Source organism: Acinetobacter sp. COS3, from assembly GCF_000475335.1.
Taxonomy (GTDB): Bacteria; Pseudomonadota; Gammaproteobacteria; order Pseudomonadales; family Moraxellaceae; genus Acinetobacter; species Acinetobacter venetianus.
On the sequence record NZ_AXCD01000034.1, the window covers coordinates 24,192 to 40,662 of the forward strand.

A 16,471-nucleotide genomic window follows, 5' to 3' on the forward strand; every position below is an offset into this window, starting at 1 on the left:
AATTAGCCTACTGAAATCAACAGGTCTTAATTAAATTAACCTTGACGCTGCTTATGACGAGGTTCTGCGCTACAAATTACGCGAATAACCCCATTACGACGGATAACTTTACAGCTACCACAAATTTTCTTTACAGAAGCTTGTACTTTCATGATGAAAACCTCTAAGTGCGCTTATCCCTGAGGATGAGCAGTCGTTTTTCTCATTAACGTTTGATTATCATATTGATGCGAAGTTAAGTGCGCTTGAAGTTGCGCCATAAAGTCCATCACTACAACAACTACGATCAGCAACGATGTTCCACCCAAATGGAATGGAATACCGAATGAACTTTGTAGAATCATTGGCATTAAACATACAACAGTGATGTAAATTGCACCAATAAACGTCAAACGGTTAAGAATATGATCTAAATAACGAGCCGTTTGCTCACCTGGGCGGATACCAGGCACATAAGCTCCACTGCGCTTTAAATTCTCTGATACTTCTTTCGGACTAAAAACAAGTGCCGTATAAAAATAACAGAAGAAAATAATTAACGCGCCAAAGAGCATTAAATATAACGGCTGTCCAGGCGATAATACCAATGCCAAGTCTTGCAGACTACGTTTTACAATCCCTGCATTTGGATCAGCACTACCTAACCATTGACCCAAGCTCGCTGGAAATAATAACAATGAGCTTGCGAAAATCGCAGGAATAACACCTGCCATATTAATCTTTAATGGCAAATGTGTTTGCTGTGCAGTAAATACACGACGACCTTGTTGTTTCTGAGCATAGTTTACTGGAATACGACGCTGTGCTTTTTCAATAAACACGATCGCAGCTAAAACAGCTAGTGATAATAAACCAAATACTGCTAAACCAATTAAACTACCTTGACCATTCTGCACTGATGTAAATGACTGAATCACCAAGTTTGGCAAACCAGCAACAATACCTGCAAAAATGATCATTGAGATCCCGTTACCAACACCACGTTCGGTAATCTGTTCACCCAACCACATCAAAAACATTGTGCCTGCAACTAAAGAAGTTACAGCTGGAATATAAAATGCAAGGCCTGAGGTTAAGGTAATACCTTGACTGATCAAGCCTGCACACATCCCTACACCTTGCACAAGTGCAAGTAGCAAAGTGCCGTAGCGTGTGTATTGATTGATTTTACGTTTGCCTTGCTCGCCTTCTTTTTTCAAAGCTTCTAGCGAAGGAACTACCGTAGACATTAACTGCACGATAATCGATGCAGAAATGTAAGGCATGATACCAAGCGCTAGAATCGACATACGTTCTAATGCACCGCCAGAGAACATGTTAAATAAACCTAAGAAGGTACCTTCATTAGCTTTAAAAAACCTTGCTAGCGCTACATTATCAATACCCGGCAACGGAATATGCGCTCCTAGTCGAAAGACCAACAACGCGCCAATCAAGAACATTAATCGGCGGATAATTTCACGATATTTCACATGAAATGGCTGACCTTTCATCATGTTAACATGACCTGAAGAACTAGGAGTCATAGACACTCGAGATTACTCCTCGACTTTACCGCCAGCAGCTTCAACAGCTGCTTTAGCGCCTTTAGTCAACGCAACACCTTGTACAGTGAATGCACGAGTGATTTCACCAGAAAGCACGATGCGAGCACGAATTTGGTCACGACGAACAACATTCGCAGCTTTTAAAGTTTCAAGGCTAACTACGTCGCCTTCAACTTTATTTAACTCAGACAAGCGTACTTCAGCAGTTTTCAAAGCGATTTGGCTAGTGAAGCCGAATTTAGGTAAACGACGATATAACGCTGTTTGACCACCTTCAAAGCCTGGACGAGTACCACCACTTTTACGTGAGTTTTGACCTTTGATACCACGACCACCAGTCTTACCAACGCCAGAACCGATACCACGGCCTAGACGACGGTTTTCACGCTTTGCACCTTCTGCAGGTGAAAGTTCATTTAAACGCAGAGTCATGGCTTATTCCTCTACACTAACCATATAGTAAACTTTGTTGATCATACCACGGTTAGAAGGCGTATCTTGCACTTCTACAGTATGACCAATACGACGCAGACCTAGACCTTGTAAGCAAAGTTTATGATTTTTTAAACGATGCGAAGAAGATTTAGTCTGGGTAACTTTAATCGTTTTCATGATTGATTACCCTTGAATTTGTTCTACTGAAAGACCACGTTTCGCAGCGACTTTCTCAGGAGAAGTCATATCACGCAAACCTTTAAAAGTTGCGTTTACTACGTTAGCAGCATTAGTAGAACCATAACATTTAGCAAGTACGTTATGTACACCTGCAGCTTCAAGAACAGCACGCATTGCGCCACCAGCGATTACGCCAGTACCTTCTGAAGCAGGTTGCATGTATACACGGCTTGCACCATGACGAGCATTCACAGGGTGTTGTAAAGTAGTACCCGCGAGGTCTACAGTAATCATGTTACGACGAGCAGCTTCAAGTGCTTTAGAAATAGCAGCTGGAACTTCACGTGCTTTACCACGACCAAAACCTACACGACCGTTACCATCGCCCACAACAGTTAATGCTGTGAAAGAGAAAATACGACCACCTTTAACAACCTTGGCTACACGATCAACGGCAACCAGCTTTTCAACGAGACCTTCGTTTTGTTCAACTTTCGCCATGATTAGAACTCCAAGCCGCCTTCACGAGCAGCATCAGCCAAGGCTTTGATACGACCATGATATTTAAAACCAGAACGGTCAAATGCAACTTTAGTAACACCAGCTGCTTTAGCACGTTCTGCGATCAAAGCACCAACTTTCGTCGCAGCTTCAACATTACCAGTAGTACCACTACGTAAAGATGCATCCAAAGTAGAAGCTTGCGCTAAAACTTTGCCACCATCTGCTGAAATAACTTGAGCATAGATGTGACGCGGCGTGCGGTTTACACACAAACGAGTCGCACCCAATGCACGAATGTGCAAGCGTGTGCTTTTCGCACGACGCAAACGGGTTTGTTTCTTTTCGTTCATAAGAACCTCGCGCCTTATTTCTTCTTAGCTTCTTTACGAAGAATAACTTCATCCGAATAACGAACACCTTTACCTTTATATGGTTCAGGAGAACGGTATGCACGGATTTCCGCTGCCACTTGACCTAACAACTGCTTGTTTGCTGATTTCAAAATGATTTCAGTTGCAGTTGGAGTTTCCGCTGTTACACCTTCAGGTAAAGCGTAGTCAATTGGGTGTGAGTAACCGAGTGCAAGGTTCACAACAGAACCTTTAACTGCAGCTTTATAACCAACACCAACGAGCTGTAACTTACGTTCGAAGCCTTCACTAACACCTTTTACAAGGTTATTCAATACAGCGCGAGCAGTACCAGCTTGCATCCAAGCGTCTTTCGACTCTTTAGCTGGAGCAAGTTGAAGTTTACCTTCTTCCTGTTTTAGCTCGACCAGCGCATGCAGGTTGAAAGACAATGTACCTTTGCTGCCTTTCACTTCGACCTGCCGGCCGTTCTGAGTAACTGTTACACCATTAGGTACAGTTACTGGGGCTTTAGCCACACGAGACATGAGGAATCACCTATTAAGAAACAAAAGCAATAACTTCACCACCGATGCCCGCAGCACGTGCAGCGCGATCAGTCATGATGCCTTTGCTTGTAGAAACAATTGCAACGCCTAAACCTTGCTTAACGCTAGGAAGTTTATCTTTACCACGGTATTGGCGAAGACCTGGACGGCTTACGCGCTTAACCATTTCGATAACTGGCTTGCCTTCGAAATATTTTAACGTAATAGTCAAAGTAGATTTAGTGTCTTCTTGAGCCACTTCTACATTTGAAATATAACCTTCTTGTTGAAGTACGTTTGCAATTGCAACTTTCAACTTAGAAGAAGGCATAGAAACAGTTTGTTTCTTTGCCATTTGTGCGTTACGAACACGTGTTAACATGTCGGCAACGGTATCTTGCATACTCATTTAGTCGCTCCTTACCAGCTTGCCTTAACAACGCCTGGTACATCACCCTGCATTACTGTGTCACGTAATTTGTTACGGCTTAAACCGAACTTACGGAAGTAACCATGAGGACGACCAGTTAAACCACAGCGGTTACGAAGACGTACTGGAGATGCATTACGTGGCAATGCTTGTAACTTTAACATCGCTTCGAAACGTTCTTCGTCACTTGCGTTTACATTTGCAATAACAGCTTTTAATTCAGCACGTTTTGCAGCGTATTTTGCAACTGTCTTTTCGCGTTTCAATTCGCGATTAATCATACCTTTCTTAGCCATATCGACCTCTTATTTGAACGGGAAGCCGAATGCACGCATAAGCGCACGGCCTTCGTCATCGCTACGAGCAGTTGTCGTAATCGTGATGTCTAAACCACGGATACGATCAATTTTGTCAAAATCGATTTCAGGGAAAACGATTTGCTCTTTTAAACCCATAGAGTAGTTACCACGACCATCAAATGATTTCGCAGAGAAACCACGGAAGTCACGGATACGAGGGATTGCGATCGAGATCAAACGATCCAAGAATTCGTACATTTGGTCGCCGCGTAAAGTAACTTTACAACCGATCGGCCAACCATCACGGATTTTGAAACCTGCGATTGATTTACGAGCAAGAGTCACAACTGGTTTTTGACCAGCAATGAGTTGCATGTCAGCAACAGCGCCATCTAATAATTTCTTATCAGTTGCAGCTGCGCCTACACCCATGTTAAGGGTGATTTTAGTGATGCGTGGAATATCCATCACGTTCTTAACGCCAAGTTCTTCTTTTAACTTCGCTTTAAGTTCGTCATTGTAACGTGCTTTAAGTCTGGCCATTGCCTTTTCAACCTATTACTTCGCTGCCGCCACTGATTCACCATTTGATTTATAAACACGAGTTTTCGCGCCATCAATCACTTGGTAACCAACACGGTCAGCCTTTTGGGTTGTAGCATTAAAAATTGCCACGTTTGAGATATGAAGCGTAGCCTCTTGAGTAACGATACCGCCTTCAGCGCCAGTTACACGGTTTGGCTTTTGGTGCTTCTTCACTAAGTTAAGACCTTCGACCTTAACTCGATCTTCAGAAACAGACAAAACAGTACCCTGTTTGCCTTTTTCTTTACCTGCGATCACGATTACTTGATCGCCTTTTTTAATCTTAGCCATGATTGCCTCTTATAGAACTTCAGGAGCCAATGAAATGATTTTCATGAACTGTTCAGTACGAAGTTCACGAGTCACTGGTCCGAAGATACGAGTAGCAATCGGAGCTTTGTTGTTATTCAAAATAACAGCTGCGTTATCGTCGAAACGAATAACTGAACCATCTGGACGACGGATGCCGAATTTTGTACGAACAACTACAGCATTCATCACGTCACCTTTTTTAACACGTGCGCGTGGGATTGCTTCTTTTACAGTAACTTTAATAATGTCGCCAACAGAAGCATAACGACGATGTGAACCACCAAGTACTTTAATACATTGTACGCGGCGTGCACCACTGTTGTCTGCTACGTCGAGCATACTTTCGGTTTGAATCATTGCCCTACTCCAAAACCGAGCATCACCGGTCACAATTTCGAAAGGCTCAAAGAGTACTCGAAATTGTCCGATGATGCAACAAGAACGTCTAATTACTCAGCAGCAGCTTCAACTACTTCCACTAAAGTCCAAGCTTTAGTTTTAGAAATTGGGCGGCTTTCTTTGATGGTCACTAAGTCGCCAGTTTTAGCAACATTGTTCTCATCGTGAGCGTGTAATTTAGTTGAACGGCGGATTGATTTGCCATACAACGGGTGTTGAACGCGGCGTTCAATAAGCACAACAATAGACTTGTCCATTTTGTCGCTTACGACTTTGCCGGTTAACGTGCGGACTGTTTTTTCACTCATTGTCCGTTCCCCTGTTTTTCGGTAAGGAGTGTCTTGATACGAGCAATTGTCTTACGAGCAATTTGCACTTCATGCGATTTGCCTAATTGACCAGTTGCTTTCGCCATACGAAGACGGAATTGGTTAAGCTGTTGCTCATCAAGCAAAGCCTTCAACTCTTCTACCGATTTTTCACGTAGATCTTTAGTTTTCATTACATTACCGTCCGAGTCACGATAGTGGTTTTAAACGGAAGTTTAGCAGCAGCTAAAGCAAATGCTTCACGCGCTAACTCATCGTTAACACCTTCAATTTCGTACAGGATCTTACCTGGCTGGATCTGACAAACCCAGTATTCCACGCTACCTTTACCTTTACCCATACGAACTTCTAATGGTTTTTCGGTAATTGGTTTGTCCGGGAATACGCGGATGAAGATTTTACCACCACGCTTAATACGACGGCTGATGGTACGACGGCAAGCTTCAATCTGACGCGCAGTCATACGACCACGTTCAGTTGCTTTAATTGCAATCGAACCAAATGATACTGTACTACCACGATGCGCTAGACCAGTGTTACGGCCTTTGTGCACTTTACGGAATTTGGTACGTTTAGGTTGCAACATGGATTATTCTCCCTTGTCAGCAGCACGGTCATTGCGACGACCACGACGCTCTTGACCTTCACCACGACCACGACCACGTTTAGCTGGACGCTCTTCAGCAGGAGCAGGGTTCATGACTTGTTTCATGCCACCTAAGATCTCTCCACGGAAAATCCAAACTTTAACACCGATCGTACCGTAAGTAGTTTCTGCACGGAAAGTAGAGTAGTCGATATCCGCACGAAGTGTATGCAAAGGTACACGACCTTCACGATACCATTCAGTACGAGCAATCTCTGCACCACCTAAACGGCCAGAAACTTCAACTTTGATACCTTTAGCGCCAGCACGCATCGTGTTTTGAACCGCACGCTTCATAGCACGACGGAACATAACACGCTTTTCTAATTGAGAAGCAATTGCTTCAGCAACTAAACGAGCGTCTAAGTCAGGGCGATCGATTTCGTTGATGCTAACTTGCGCAGGAACACCCATAATGTTAGTGAGTTCGCGCTGTAATTTTTCAATGTCTTCGCCTTTTTTACCGATAACGATACCTGGACGAGCAGTGCTAATCGTTACTTTAGCAGCGCCAGTAGGACGTTCGATAAGAATGTTGCTTACCATCGCGTTTTTAAGTTTTTTAGTTAAAAACTCACGAACTTGAAGATCTTTAAGCAAGTATTCAGCGTATTGTTTCGGATTCGCATACCAGTTAGCGTTATGGCGTTTCACAACACCTAGGCGGATACCGATTGGATGAACCTTCTGACCCATATCAAACCCCTACCTTAACGGTGATGTGACAAGTACGCTTAGTAATACGATCTGCACGGCCTTTAGCACGTGGCATGATACGTTTAAGGCTCATGCCTTCATCAACGTAAATCGTAGTTACTTTAAGGTCATCAACATCTAAGCTGTTGTTGTGTTCAGCATTCGCGATTGCAGATTCAAGTGCTTTTTTAACAAGCACAGCTGCTTTCTTGTTGCTGAAGTTTAAAATGTCTATCGCACGTGCAACCGACTTACCACGGATCAAATCAGCAACTAAACGTGCTTTTTGTGCCGAGATAGCGGCACCGCGTAATTTAGCAGTTACTTCCATCATAGCACCTATTAACGTTTAGACTTCTTATCAACACCGTGACCACGATAGGTACGAGTTGGCGCGAATTCACCCAATTTATGACCAACCATGTGCTCAGTAACAATTACTGGAACGTGGTTACGGCCATTGTGAACAGAAATTGTTAAACCAACAAAGTCTGGAAGGATCATTGAACGACGTGACCATGTTTTGATCGGCTTACGGTTGTTAGCAGCAATCGCAGCTTCAACCTTAGCGAACAAATGCGCGTCGACGAATGGACCTTTTTTTAATGAACGAGGCATTATTCAGATTCCCTTACTTGACGCGACGGTCGCGAATAATCATCTTAGTCGTACGCTTGTTGGTACGTGTCTTGTACCCTTTAGCTTTTTGACCCCATGGACTTACAGGTTGAATACCCTTACTACGTCCTTCACCACCACCGTGCGGGTGATCTACCGGGTTCATCGCCATACCACGAACGGTAGGACGAACACCACGCCAGCGCGCAGCACCAGCTTTACCCAATGAACGAAGGTTGCTTTCTTGGTTAGAAACTTCACCAATTACAGCGCGACATTCAACGTGAACTTTACGCATTTCACCAGAACGTAAACGAACGATAGCGTAAGAACCATCACGACCCAACAATTGAACTGAAGTACCAGCAGAACGCGCTAATTGAGCACCCTTACCGATTTTAAGTTCAAGATTGTGAAGTGTAGAACCGATTGGCATGTTACGAAGTGGCAAGCAGTTACCTGGACGAATTGGAGCATCGTTACCAGATTGAACTTTATCACCAGCACGTAAGCCTTTCGGCGCAATGATGTAACGACGTTCACCGTCAGCATATTTCAACAAAGCAATATGAGCTGTACGGTTAGGATCGTATTCGATGCGCTCAACAGTCGCTGGAATACCATCTTTGTTACGTTTGAAATCTACGATACGGTAGTTTTGCTTATGACCACCACCCACGTGACGTGTAGTGATGTGACCATTGTTATTACGACCACCAGTACGTTTTTTAGCTTCTACCAACGGTGCATAAGGAGCGCCTTTGTGAAGGTGGTCATGAACCACTTTCTCTACAAAGCGACGTCCTGGAGACGTTGGCTTACATTTTTGAATAGGCATAGTTTTCGTCCTTATTCCGCTGCGTTTTCAGCGGTATCGCCCAAGTCAGCCATTTCAACATCTTGGCCAGCTTTCAGGGTGACGTATGCTTTTTTAACATCAGAACGACGTCCTAATGTACGACCAAAGCGTTTTGTTTTACCTTTAGTGATCGTTGTATTTACTTTAACAACTTCAACACCGAAGAGTTGTTCAACTGCTTTTTTGATTTCAAGTTTGTTTGCATTTAATGCAACTTTAAATACTTGAACACCAGCAGTATCACCTAAAACTTGCGCTTTTTCTGAGAATACTGGTCCTTGTAGGACTTGATATAAACGTTCGTTGTTCATCCGAGTTCTACCTCAATTTTCTTAGCAGCAGCTACAGACATGACAACTTTATCGAATGCGATCAAGCTAACAGGATCAATTGCAGTTGCATCAACCACATCAACGTGTGGAATGTTGCGCGCTGCAAGATACAAGTTCTCATCTACAGCATCTGTAACGATCAATGCACGAGTTGCATTCAAGTCGTTCAATTTAGCAAGCAATTCTTTAGTCTTAGGAGCTGCAACAGCAAACTCTTCAACTAATACAAGACGATCTTGGCGAACAAGTTCAGCTAAGATACATTGCATTGCACCGCGGTACATCTTACGGTTTACTTTTTGAGACCAATCTTGTGGACGAGCAGCAAAAGTTTTACCACCACCAACCCAGATCGGGCTACGAATAGAACCCGCACGAGCGCGACCAGTACCTTTTTGACGGAATGGCTTCTTACCACCACCAGAAACGTCTGCACGTGATTTTTGAGCACGAGTACCTTGACGACCACCAGCTAAGTAAGCTGTAACAACTTGGTGTACAAGAGCTTCGTTAAATTCACGACCAAAAGCAACTTCTGATAATTCAACCGCAGCGCCAGAAACAGTTTTTAAATTCATTCTATTTCACCTTACGCTTTGATGGTAGGACGTACAATCACGTCACCATTCGTTGCACCAGGGATTGCACCTTTAACAACTAAAACAGAACGTTCAGCGTCAATAGATACGATTTCAAGACCTTGAACTGTTACGCGTTCATCACCTAAGTGACCAGCCATTTTCTTGCCTTTGAACACGCGACCAGGTGTTTGGTTTTGACCTGTAGAACCTAATACACGGTGAGATACAGAGTTACCATGAGTAGCATCTTGCGTACGGAAGTTCCAACGCTTAACACCACCTTGGAAGCCTTTACCTTTAGACTGACCAGTTACATCAACAATTTGACCAACTGTGAACAAGTCAACACCGATAGAACCACCAACTTCACGGCCTTCAAGCTCAGCTTCAGTAACACGGAACTCTTTAACTAAACGACCAGCAGTAACACCCGCTTTCGCGAAGTGACCTTTCTGAGCGTTAGTTACGCGCGATTCGCGACGTTCACCAGTAGTTACTTGAATTGCTTGATAACCATCAGTCTCAAGTGTTTTGATTTGCGTAATGCGGTTTGGATCGACTTCGATAACTGTAACAGGTACAGATACACCAGCATCTGTAAAGACGCGAGTCATACCACATTTGCGACCGACTAAACCAATAGCCATGTGCATAAACCTCTAATAAAGCGGCCTAATTAACTTAAACGTTAATCAACCGAAAGCCTTAACCCAAAGCGATCTGAACATCTACACCAGCAGCAAGATCCAACTTCATCAATGCATCAACAGTTTTATCTGTAGGTTGAACGATGTCGATCAAACGTTTATAAGTGCGGATTTCATACTGGTCACGAGCGTCTTTGTTGACGTGTGGTGAAGTAAGAACGTTGAAGCGTTCGATGCGAGTAGGCATCGGGATTGGACCACACACTTGTGCGCCAGTACGCTTAGCGGTTTCTACGATCTCTTGAGCAGATTGATCGATCAGACGATGATCAAAAGACTTCAAACGGATACGAATTCTCTGGTTAGACATACCAGTAAACTCCAAGCCAAATATATAAAGAATCACCCATGACGCACCTCACCATTTGGCAAGTGTCAAGGGCAGTGAAATTCACTAAGGTCGTGATCGATGCCACGACTGTAATGCGTTAACTACTTTCTTCGTAGAAAACGCCCTCCATTTGAGGGTCGCTTATTATAACTATTGTTTAAGTCTTATGCAATTCTTCTTTTAATTTTTTAACTTTAAAGTTTTGTTAAGCACTCACTACATATTCAATCGCTTGGTTTAACAAGGTATTCCCCTGCTCAAATTTAGTTTGATTTGATCGTTTTAAATCACTCATTGACTGAACATACTCTCCATCAAAAATTGCCAAGTCCTCTTCATTTTCAATTAATAGCTGTAAAGCATGCGGTGTCATTTCAGGATGAAACTGGAACCCCAATACATTTCGACCAATTTGATAGAGTTGATTACGGCATACTTTATTTTCAGCCAAACGCACACCGCCTTTTGGAATTTCAAAAGTTTCACTATGCCATTGCATAATATTAATCTTTTCAGGGATCTGAAAGCATTCTTCTGGGATATGTGAAGCTCTACCAACATCCATCCAACCTAATTCCTGATGACGATTGCGGCTCACCGCAGCCCCTAATGCATTTGCTATAAGTTGTCCACCAAGGCATAAACCGATTGCAGGCTTACCTGCCGCTAAATAACGACGTAACCATCTTTTTTCTAGTTTCAACCATGGATAATTCGCTTCATCATTCACACTCATGGTTCCTCCCATGATAATGAGTAAATCAACTTCATCCACTCGAGGTAATGCTTCTAGTTCTAATGGCAAATCTACAGGTAAGGCAAAAAATTCGGTTGCCGTAATCTTTGCCTTATGTGCCTTTAGGAAGTCATAACAACTGCCATAACCTTCGCCTGCAATGTGCTGAAAATAATGCACTCTTAAATGCGACTTCATGCGCTCAAACCTATTATCGTTAGAATGATAAGTAAGTCTTAGCAAAAATAAAGCCAGTTTTTCTCCAAGCGCTTTATCTGTAACGATTCTGTACAAAAGATGCAAACCACTGGCAGCTTTTGTTATTTTCTCTTAACCTAAACTATTATATTGCTTTGATTTTGCACCATGACTAAACATAAGAATGCACAAACTGATTTAATTCATGCACCACGAAAAGCTCCTCAATATATAGAAACGATTCAACCTCCCCTATATCGTGCGTCGACCATTATTTTTAAAAGTACATCGCACCTTTTTGATCGTCATTGGAGCGATCGCTATGATTATAGTTACGGCACACATGGGACACCGACTACTTTTACCTTAGGCGACAACATCGCTCAAATTGAAGGTGGCATTTTCAGCTTACTTGCGCCTAGTGGTCTATCTGCAATTAATTTGGTCAATAGCACTTTATTAAGTTCAGGTGATGAAGTCTGGGTAGCCGACAACATTTATGGGCCTAACCTTGAGCATTTAAACAACCTACAAGATCGTTACGGTATTTCCGTCAAAATTTATAACCCTATTGATGCCGATAGCTTTCAGCCTACCGAAAAAAGCAAACTTATTTGGCTAGAGGCAGCGGGTTCAGTGACACTCGAATTTCCTGATCTAAAAAATTTAGTCAAAAAAGCACAACAAGCTAATGTCATCACTGCCTTAGACAATACTTGGGGAGCTGGTCTAGCATTTAATGCATTTAATTTTTCAGATGAACATTTATCAGTAGATTTAACGGTGCATGCACTCACCAAATACCCAAGCGGTGGTGGCGATATTCTAATGGGTTCAGTTGTGACTAGAGATCAACAATTACACCATAAGCTTTTCAAAATGCATGCGACACAAGGCATCTGCGTTTCAGGAGATGATAGCGCCCAAACCCAACGTAGTCTGGCGCACATGTCACTACGTTATGACCAGCAGTCACTCAATGCAATCAAAGTCCTTGATTGGTTAAAACAGCAACCGCAATTTAGCCAAATATTACACCCAAGTTTAAGCAATGCTGCGGGTCATCAATTTTGGGCTGAAGTTTGTAGTACAGGTAAAAGCGCAGGTTTAGTAAGTGTCATTTTTAAGCCAGATTATGATTTAACCGCTGTCCGTAAATTTTGCGACAGCCTGCAATTATTTAAACTGGGTTTTAGTTGGGGTGGGCCTGTGAGCTTGGCGATGCTCTACGATTTAAAACAGATGCGTTCGCTTAGCAATACACATTTACAACAAGGTTTATTGGTTCGCTTCTGTATAGGACTAGAACATCCAGAAGATTTAATTCAAGATATTCAAAACGCATTAAAACAGCTCGAATGAAATCAAAAATAGGTGAAGAATGAGTACACCAATTGTTATTGCTAAGAAAACTACAGATACAACACAAGATATCGTTTTACATTCACAATTTGCAAACCGACATGGCTTGATTGCAGGCGCGACGGGTACGGGTAAAACCGTCACACTCAAAGTTCTTGCTGAAAGCTTTTCGCGTCTTGGTGTGCCTGTATTTTTAGCCGATGCCAAAGGTGATGTTTCCAGTCTTGCAAAAGCAGGAACAAGCAGCCCTAAATTTGATGAGCGCTTGAAACTTTTAGGCATAGAGTCAGTTCCATTTGCAGCTTCACCTGTGATTTTTTGGGATTTATTTGGCCAACAAGGACACCCCATTCGCACAACGATTTCAGAAATTGGTCCACTATTATTAGCTCGGATGCTGAATCTAAATGACACGCAAGAAGGTGTGCTATCAGCAGTCTTCAGAATTGCAGATGATCAAGGCCTATTGCTCATCGACTTTAAAGATTTAAAAGCTATGCTGACCTATGTCAGTGAAAATGCGGCTGATCTTAAAGCAGAATATGGCAACCTCTCACCTGCAAGTCTTGGTGCAATCCAACGCAACTTACTGGCGCTTGGCGATCAAGGGGGCGAACAATTCTTTGGTGAGCCGAGCCTCAATATTTTAGACTTCATTCAAACCGATTCGAATGGTCATGGCTATATTAATATTTTAGCTGCTGACAAACTCATGAATACCCCCAAGCTTTATGCCACATTCCTACTTTGGATGCTGTCTGAACTTTTTGAACAGTTACCCGAAGTTGGTGATATGGATAAACCTAAACTAGTATTTTTCTTCGATGAGGCGCATTTACTCTTTGACAATGCAAGCCAAAATTTACAAGAAAAAATTGAGCAAGTGGTTCGCCTGATTCGTTCTAAAGGGGTTGGGATTTACTTCATCACCCAAAATCCACTCGACTTACCTGAAAGCATCTTAGGACAACTTGGTAACCGTGTACAACATGCGTTAAGAGCATTCACTCCAAAAGACCAAAAAGCAGTAAAGACCGCAGCTGATACCTTTCGCGCCAACCCTGATTTTAAAGTTGATCAAGCGATCACTGAACTTGCTGTCGGTGAAGCATTGATTAGCTGCTTAGATGAACAAGGTACGCCACAAATTGTAGAACGAGGCTGGGTCATGCCCCCCTACTCCGCATTTAACCCAATTACACCTGAAGAGCGACAAGTAATTATTGCGCAAAGCATTGTGGCGGGTGTCTATGATCAAGCGGTAGATCGTGATAGCGCTTATGAATTACTACAACAGAAAGTACTACAAAAGGCCCAACAAAAAGAAGCTGATGCTCTCGCTAAACAGCAAAGCAAAGAACAAGAAACTTTAGCCAAACAACAAGCAAAAGAACAAGAGCGTTTCGCTAAAGAGCAGCAAAAAGCGGCAGAGAAAGCACAACGTGATCGTGAAAAATTAACACAAGATATTGTTGGGACATTCGCCAAAAGTGCGGCAAGAAGCTTGGGCGGCAGCACAGGACAAAAAATTGTACGTGGCTTGCTCGGTTCACTATTTGGCAAGAAATAAAAGTTTTTCCAACGATTAATCAAGGGATAATTTATTATCCCTTATTTTTTTTATGGAATTTATTCTAAGATGTATTGCAAATACACCTTATAAGATGTATTTTAAATACATCTTATAAATCTTAGCCAAGAGAGATCACTCATGACTCCGCAGCAAATCGACCTAGTAAAAGCTACTGTTCCTGTTCTCCGTGAAAATGGTGTCGCGCTAACGGGGTACTTCTATAACCGTATGCTGGGCAATAATCCTGAATTAAAAGAAACCTTTAATATGGGACATCAACGTAGCGGTGCTCAGGCTCAAGCACTCGCAGGTGCTGTTTTAGCTTATGCAGAAAATATTGAAGACCCCTCTGTGCTACTCCCTGTCGTCGAGTTAATCGCACACAAACATGTCAGCCTGAATATTCAAGCACCTGACTACAATATTGTGGGTGAGAATCTTCTGCATTCAATTAGTGAAGTTCTCAGCATTTCTATGGATGATCCACTCATTGATGCTTGGGCTGCAGCTTATGGTCAATTAGCTGATCTTTTCATTAGCACAGAAAAAGCAATTTATGATCAACACCAACAAACCAAAGGTAGTTGGTTAGGTTGGCGTAATTTTAAAATTGCGAAAAAAGTTGTGGAAAGTGAAGAAATCACTTCGTTCTATCTCGAACCTGTCGACGGTGGCGATTTACCAAAATATGAAGCAGGCCAATACATTTCAGTTCGTGTATTTGTTCCTGAACTCAACTTAAAACAACCTCGTCAATATACTTTATCAACTTGCCCGCAAAGCGATTACCTTCGTATCTCAGTCAAACGAGAAGATGAAAAAGGCGATCTCGCAAGTGGTTGGGTATCTAGCACTTTACATAGTTTGGCAGAAGGTGCTGAAATTGAAGTATCCGCACCTACAGGTAATTTCTATCTGATTGATAGCAGTAAACGCAATGTATTTATTAGCGGTGGTGTTGGCTTAACTCCAATGATCGCGATGCTAAATCAACTTGTTACATTAGATATGCCGCAACCAGTTAGCTTTATCCATGCATGTCGCAGTAGCCATGTTCATGCCATGAAAAAACATATTCATGCGCTTAAATCACAATATCCTCGCTTGAGCACATTCACAGCCTATGAATTCCCACATCAAAATGATGTATTAGGTGAAGATTATGATCTTGCAGGACGTTTAGATTTGAGTTCAATCGATACGGCGATCTTGCCAGCAAATGCCGATTACTATTTATGTGGCCCTATGCCGTTTATGGCAGAACAGCACAAGGCACTGATAGCTCGTGGCATTCCAGCTGAAAACATTCATAGCGAAGCATTTGGAACGGGCGGCGTAAAACTAAGCTGATCTCGATCAGTGTTTTGCATAAGGCTAGTCGGTGAGATAGACTAGCCTTTTCTATCTATAACAATAGATTGGGCGAAGTTATGCAACTCAATAAATTTACTGATTATGCATTAAGGATTTTATTGTATGTCGCTCGTCCAAGCGATGTGCCTTATACAATCGCCGATATAGCCAAAGACCTCCATGTCTCACAAAATCATTTAGTGAAAGTGGTTCACTTTATGGGCAAACAACATTGGATTGTCACCATCCGTGGCAAAGGCGGCGGAATTCGCCTAAATCCAGATGCACGTAATATCAAACTCGGTGAAATTGTTCGTATTTTGCAAGGTAATCATCAAATTGTAGAATGCAATACCCCACCTTGTGTATTGCGCTCACAATGTGGTCTTAAAGGTATCTTAGATCAAGCTCTAGAAAGCTTTTATCAAAGTCTTGACCGCTATACCTTAGGCGAAGTTTTGCAACACGGCATCTTACCGTCCTCTCAAAGCTCTCATATTGATTTTTTACAACTCACTCAAAAAGCTTAACCATCACATTCGCACGATTCCCTGACATCCT

27 protein-coding genes and 1 pseudogene are annotated in these 16,471 nt (G+C 42.5%); 4 read left to right on the forward strand and 24 right to left on the reverse strand.

Going from position 1 to position 16,471, the window contains the following annotated elements; genetic code table 11:
• Positions 1 to 35: 35 nt before the first annotated feature.
• The 24 genes and pseudogenes from rpmJ to IO68_RS28490 all read right to left on the reverse strand — a co-directional run bounded on the left by rpmJ (position 36) and on the right by IO68_RS28490 (position 11,622).
• Entirely contained in the window at positions 36 to 152 is a 117-nt protein-coding gene (gene rpmJ, locus IO68_RS28375; protein WP_000867907.1) for a 50S ribosomal protein L36, read from the reverse strand.
• Between the two features lie 21 nt (positions 153 to 173).
• Positions 174 to 1,493 (reverse strand): preprotein translocase subunit SecY, encoded by a 1,320-nt coding sequence (gene secY / locus IO68_RS28380; protein WP_171061810.1) that lies wholly within the window; start codon positions 1,491 to 1,493, stop codon positions 174 to 176.
• A gap of 45 nt (positions 1,494 to 1,538) precedes the next feature.
• Positions 1,539 to 1,979: a 50S ribosomal protein L15 gene (gene rplO / locus IO68_RS28385; protein ID WP_004877613.1), complete on the reverse strand. Its 441-nt coding sequence runs from the start codon at positions 1,977 to 1,979 to the stop codon at positions 1,539 to 1,541.
• A gap of 3 nt (positions 1,980 to 1,982) precedes the next feature.
• A complete protein-coding gene (gene rpmD / locus IO68_RS28390; RefSeq protein ID WP_000849088.1) occupies positions 1,983 to 2,159 on the reverse strand; it encodes a 50S ribosomal protein L30 in 177 nt (58 codons plus the stop codon).
• Positions 2,160 to 2,165: 6 nt separating this feature from the next.
• Positions 2,166 to 2,663 carry a 30S ribosomal protein S5 gene (gene rpsE, locus IO68_RS28395; protein ID WP_004657688.1) on the reverse strand — a complete coding sequence of 166 codons (498 nt, stop codon included), beginning with the start codon at positions 2,661 to 2,663 and terminating at the stop codon, positions 2,166 to 2,168.
• Between the two features lie 2 nt (positions 2,664 to 2,665).
• Entirely contained in the window at positions 2,666 to 3,016 is a 351-nt protein-coding gene (rplR, locus tag IO68_RS28400; protein WP_004641044.1) for a 50S ribosomal protein L18, read from the reverse strand.
• 14 nt (positions 3,017 to 3,030) lie between these two features.
• Entirely contained in the window at positions 3,031 to 3,564 is a 534-nt protein-coding gene (rplF, locus tag IO68_RS28405; protein WP_004877614.1) for a 50S ribosomal protein L6, read from the reverse strand.
• A gap of 13 nt (positions 3,565 to 3,577) precedes the next feature.
• Positions 3,578 to 3,973 (reverse strand): 30S ribosomal protein S8, encoded by a 396-nt coding sequence (rpsH, locus tag IO68_RS28410; protein WP_007480533.1) that lies wholly within the window; start codon positions 3,971 to 3,973, stop codon positions 3,578 to 3,580.
• A gap of 11 nt (positions 3,974 to 3,984) precedes the next feature.
• Positions 3,985 to 4,290 (reverse strand): 30S ribosomal protein S14, encoded by a 306-nt coding sequence (gene rpsN / locus IO68_RS28415; RefSeq protein ID WP_004877616.1) that lies wholly within the window; start codon positions 4,288 to 4,290, stop codon positions 3,985 to 3,987.
• Between the two features lie 9 nt (positions 4,291 to 4,299).
• Entirely contained in the window at positions 4,300 to 4,836 is a 537-nt protein-coding gene (rplE, locus tag IO68_RS28420) for a 50S ribosomal protein L5 (protein ID WP_004877617.1), read from the reverse strand.
• A gap of 15 nt (positions 4,837 to 4,851) precedes the next feature.
• The gene (rplX, locus tag IO68_RS28425) at positions 4,852 to 5,169 is read right to left on the reverse strand and encodes a 50S ribosomal protein L24 (protein WP_004877618.1); all 318 of its coding nucleotides are present in this window, start codon (positions 5,167 to 5,169) and stop codon (positions 4,852 to 4,854) included.
• Between the two features lie 9 nt (positions 5,170 to 5,178).
• Entirely contained in the window at positions 5,179 to 5,547 is a 369-nt protein-coding gene (gene rplN, locus IO68_RS28430; RefSeq protein ID WP_004657680.1) for a 50S ribosomal protein L14, read from the reverse strand.
• A gap of 92 nt (positions 5,548 to 5,639) precedes the next feature.
• Positions 5,640 to 5,897 carry a 30S ribosomal protein S17 gene (gene rpsQ / locus IO68_RS28435; RefSeq protein WP_004641057.1) on the reverse strand — a complete coding sequence of 86 codons (258 nt, stop codon included), beginning with the start codon at positions 5,895 to 5,897 and terminating at the stop codon, positions 5,640 to 5,642.
• Positions 5,894 to 6,091, reverse strand: coding sequence for a 50S ribosomal protein L29 (gene rpmC / locus IO68_RS28440; protein ID WP_000849927.1), 198 nt, complete (start codon positions 6,089 to 6,091; stop codon positions 5,894 to 5,896). The genes rpsQ and rpmC overlap by 4 nt, the downstream gene beginning before the upstream one ends.
• On the reverse strand, positions 6,091 to 6,504 hold the full coding sequence (gene rplP, locus IO68_RS28445) for a 50S ribosomal protein L16 (RefSeq protein ID WP_004641059.1): 414 nt from the start codon (positions 6,502 to 6,504) through the stop codon (positions 6,091 to 6,093). The genes rpmC and rplP overlap by 1 nt, the downstream gene beginning before the upstream one ends.
• Positions 6,444 to 7,260: pseudogene (gene rpsC, locus IO68_RS28450) on the reverse strand (30S ribosomal protein S3). The gene rplP and the pseudogene rpsC overlap by 61 nt, the downstream one beginning before the upstream one ends.
• A gap of 1 nt (position 7,261) precedes the next feature.
• Positions 7,262 to 7,591, reverse strand: coding sequence for a 50S ribosomal protein L22 (gene rplV, locus IO68_RS28455; RefSeq protein WP_004657676.1), 330 nt, complete (start codon positions 7,589 to 7,591; stop codon positions 7,262 to 7,264).
• Between the two features lie 11 nt (positions 7,592 to 7,602).
• Positions 7,603 to 7,878, reverse strand: coding sequence for a 30S ribosomal protein S19 (rpsS, locus tag IO68_RS28460; protein ID WP_004641066.1), 276 nt, complete (start codon positions 7,876 to 7,878; stop codon positions 7,603 to 7,605).
• A gap of 13 nt (positions 7,879 to 7,891) precedes the next feature.
• Positions 7,892 to 8,716: a 50S ribosomal protein L2 gene (gene rplB / locus IO68_RS28465; protein WP_004657675.1), complete on the reverse strand. Its 825-nt coding sequence runs from the start codon at positions 8,714 to 8,716 to the stop codon at positions 7,892 to 7,894.
• Positions 8,717 to 8,727: 11 nt separating this feature from the next.
• Positions 8,728 to 9,048, reverse strand: a complete 321-nt coding sequence (rplW, locus tag IO68_RS28470; RefSeq protein WP_004877633.1) for a 50S ribosomal protein L23 — start codon at positions 9,046 to 9,048, stop codon at positions 8,728 to 8,730.
• A complete protein-coding gene (rplD, locus tag IO68_RS28475; protein ID WP_004877634.1) occupies positions 9,045 to 9,647 on the reverse strand; it encodes a 50S ribosomal protein L4 in 603 nt (200 codons plus the stop codon). Before rplD ends, rplW begins: the two co-directional genes overlap by 4 nt.
• A gap of 11 nt (positions 9,648 to 9,658) precedes the next feature.
• Entirely contained in the window at positions 9,659 to 10,297 is a 639-nt protein-coding gene (gene rplC, locus IO68_RS28480; RefSeq protein ID WP_031234846.1) for a 50S ribosomal protein L3, read from the reverse strand.
• A gap of 58 nt (positions 10,298 to 10,355) precedes the next feature.
• Positions 10,356 to 10,667 (reverse strand): 30S ribosomal protein S10, encoded by a 312-nt coding sequence (rpsJ, locus tag IO68_RS28485; RefSeq protein ID WP_000070912.1) that lies wholly within the window; start codon positions 10,665 to 10,667, stop codon positions 10,356 to 10,358.
• Between the two features lie 226 nt (positions 10,668 to 10,893).
• A complete protein-coding gene (locus tag IO68_RS28490) occupies positions 10,894 to 11,622 on the reverse strand; it encodes a type 1 glutamine amidotransferase (protein WP_004877635.1) in 729 nt (242 codons plus the stop codon).
• Positions 11,623 to 11,790: 168 nt separating this feature from the next.
• Between IO68_RS28490 and IO68_RS28495 the strand changes: the two genes are divergently transcribed.
• The 4 genes from IO68_RS28495 (at position 11,791) to IO68_RS28510 (ending at position 16,440) form a co-directional block, all read left to right on the forward strand.
• Complete coding sequence (locus IO68_RS28495; RefSeq protein WP_023013762.1) at positions 11,791 to 12,984, forward strand: PLP-dependent transferase; 1,194 nt, start codon at positions 11,791 to 11,793, stop codon at positions 12,982 to 12,984.
• 19 nt (positions 12,985 to 13,003) lie between these two features.
• Positions 13,004 to 14,554, forward strand: a complete 1,551-nt coding sequence (locus IO68_RS28500; protein ID WP_023013763.1) for a helicase HerA-like domain-containing protein — start codon at positions 13,004 to 13,006, stop codon at positions 14,552 to 14,554.
• A 141-nt stretch (positions 14,555 to 14,695) separates the two neighbouring features.
• A complete protein-coding gene (hmpA, locus tag IO68_RS28505; protein ID WP_023013764.1) occupies positions 14,696 to 15,907 on the forward strand; it encodes an NO-inducible flavohemoprotein in 1,212 nt (403 codons plus the stop codon).
• An 80-nt stretch (positions 15,908 to 15,987) separates the two neighbouring features.
• Positions 15,988 to 16,440, forward strand: a complete 453-nt coding sequence (locus tag IO68_RS28510) for an RrF2 family transcriptional regulator (RefSeq protein ID WP_023013765.1) — start codon at positions 15,988 to 15,990, stop codon at positions 16,438 to 16,440.
• The last annotated feature ends 31 nt before the right edge of the window (positions 16,441 to 16,471 follow it).

Bases quoted from the DNA above. Each gene is read 5' to 3' on its own strand.
- rplR (WP_004641044.1), bottom strand. From the start codon at position 3,016: ATGAACGAAAAGAAACAAACCCGTTTGCGTCGTGCGAAAAGCACACGC.
- IO68_RS28500 (WP_023013763.1), top strand. From the start codon at position 13,004: ATGAGTACACCAATTGTTATTGCTAAGAAAACTACAGATACAACACAA.
- rplV (WP_004657676.1), bottom strand. From the start codon at position 7,591: ATGGAAGTAACTGCTAAATTACGCGGTGCCGCTATCTCGGCACAAAAA.
- rplP (WP_004641059.1), bottom strand. From the start codon at position 6,504: ATGTTGCAACCTAAACGTACCAAATTCCGTAAAGTGCACAAAGGCCGT.
- rplN (WP_004657680.1), bottom strand. From the start codon at position 5,547: ATGATTCAAACCGAAAGTATGCTCGACGTAGCAGACAACAGTGGTGCA.
- rplF (WP_004877614.1), bottom strand. From the start codon at position 3,564: ATGTCTCGTGTGGCTAAAGCCCCAGTAACTGTACCTAATGGTGTAACA.
- rpmD (WP_000849088.1), bottom strand. From the start codon at position 2,159: ATGAAAACGATTAAAGTTACCCAGACTAAATCTTCTTCGCATCGTTTA.
- rpmJ (WP_000867907.1), bottom strand. From the start codon at position 152: ATGAAAGTACAAGCTTCTGTAAAGAAAATTTGTGGTAGCTGTAAAGTT.
- rplC (WP_031234846.1), bottom strand. From the start codon at position 10,297: ATGGCTATTGGTTTAGTCGGTCGCAAATGTGGTATGACTCGCGTCTTT.
- IO68_RS28495 (WP_023013762.1), top strand. From the start codon at position 11,791: ATGACTAAACATAAGAATGCACAAACTGATTTAATTCATGCACCACGA.
- rplW (WP_004877633.1), bottom strand. From the start codon at position 9,048: ATGAACAACGAACGTTTATATCAAGTCCTACAAGGACCAGTATTCTCA.
- rplO (WP_004877613.1), bottom strand. From the start codon at position 1,979: ATGACTCTGCGTTTAAATGAACTTTCACCTGCAGAAGGTGCAAAGCGT.
- IO68_RS28510 (WP_023013765.1), top strand. From the start codon at position 15,988: ATGCAACTCAATAAATTTACTGATTATGCATTAAGGATTTTATTGTAT.
- rplB (WP_004657675.1), bottom strand. From the start codon at position 8,716: ATGCCTATTCAAAAATGTAAGCCAACGTCTCCAGGACGTCGCTTTGTA.
- secY (WP_171061810.1), bottom strand. From the start codon at position 1,493: ATGAAAGGTCAGCCATTTCATGTGAAATATCGTGAAATTATCCGCCGA.
- IO68_RS28490 (WP_004877635.1), bottom strand. From the start codon at position 11,622: ATGAAGTCGCATTTAAGAGTGCATTATTTTCAGCACATTGCAGGCGAA.
- rpsE (WP_004657688.1), bottom strand. From the start codon at position 2,663: ATGGCGAAAGTTGAACAAAACGAAGGTCTCGTTGAAAAGCTGGTTGCC.
- rpsQ (WP_004641057.1), bottom strand. From the start codon at position 5,897: ATGAGTGAAAAAACAGTCCGCACGTTAACCGGCAAAGTCGTAAGCGAC.
- rpsH (WP_007480533.1), bottom strand. From the start codon at position 3,973: ATGAGTATGCAAGATACCGTTGCCGACATGTTAACACGTGTTCGTAAC.
- rpsS (WP_004641066.1), bottom strand. From the start codon at position 7,878: ATGCCTCGTTCATTAAAAAAAGGTCCATTCGTCGACGCGCATTTGTTC.
- rplE (WP_004877617.1), bottom strand. From the start codon at position 4,836: ATGGCCAGACTTAAAGCACGTTACAATGACGAACTTAAAGCGAAGTTA.
- hmpA (WP_023013764.1), top strand. From the start codon at position 14,696: ATGACTCCGCAGCAAATCGACCTAGTAAAAGCTACTGTTCCTGTTCTC.
- rplD (WP_004877634.1), bottom strand. From the start codon at position 9,647: ATGAATTTAAAAACTGTTTCTGGCGCTGCGGTTGAATTATCAGAAGTT.
- rpsN (WP_004877616.1), bottom strand. From the start codon at position 4,290: ATGGCTAAGAAAGGTATGATTAATCGCGAATTGAAACGCGAAAAGACA.
- rpmC (WP_000849927.1), bottom strand. From the start codon at position 6,091: ATGAAAACTAAAGATCTACGTGAAAAATCGGTAGAAGAGTTGAAGGCT.
- rpsJ (WP_000070912.1), bottom strand. From the start codon at position 10,667: ATGTCTAACCAGAGAATTCGTATCCGTTTGAAGTCTTTTGATCATCGT.
- rplX (WP_004877618.1), bottom strand. From the start codon at position 5,169: ATGGCTAAGATTAAAAAAGGCGATCAAGTAATCGTGATCGCAGGTAAA.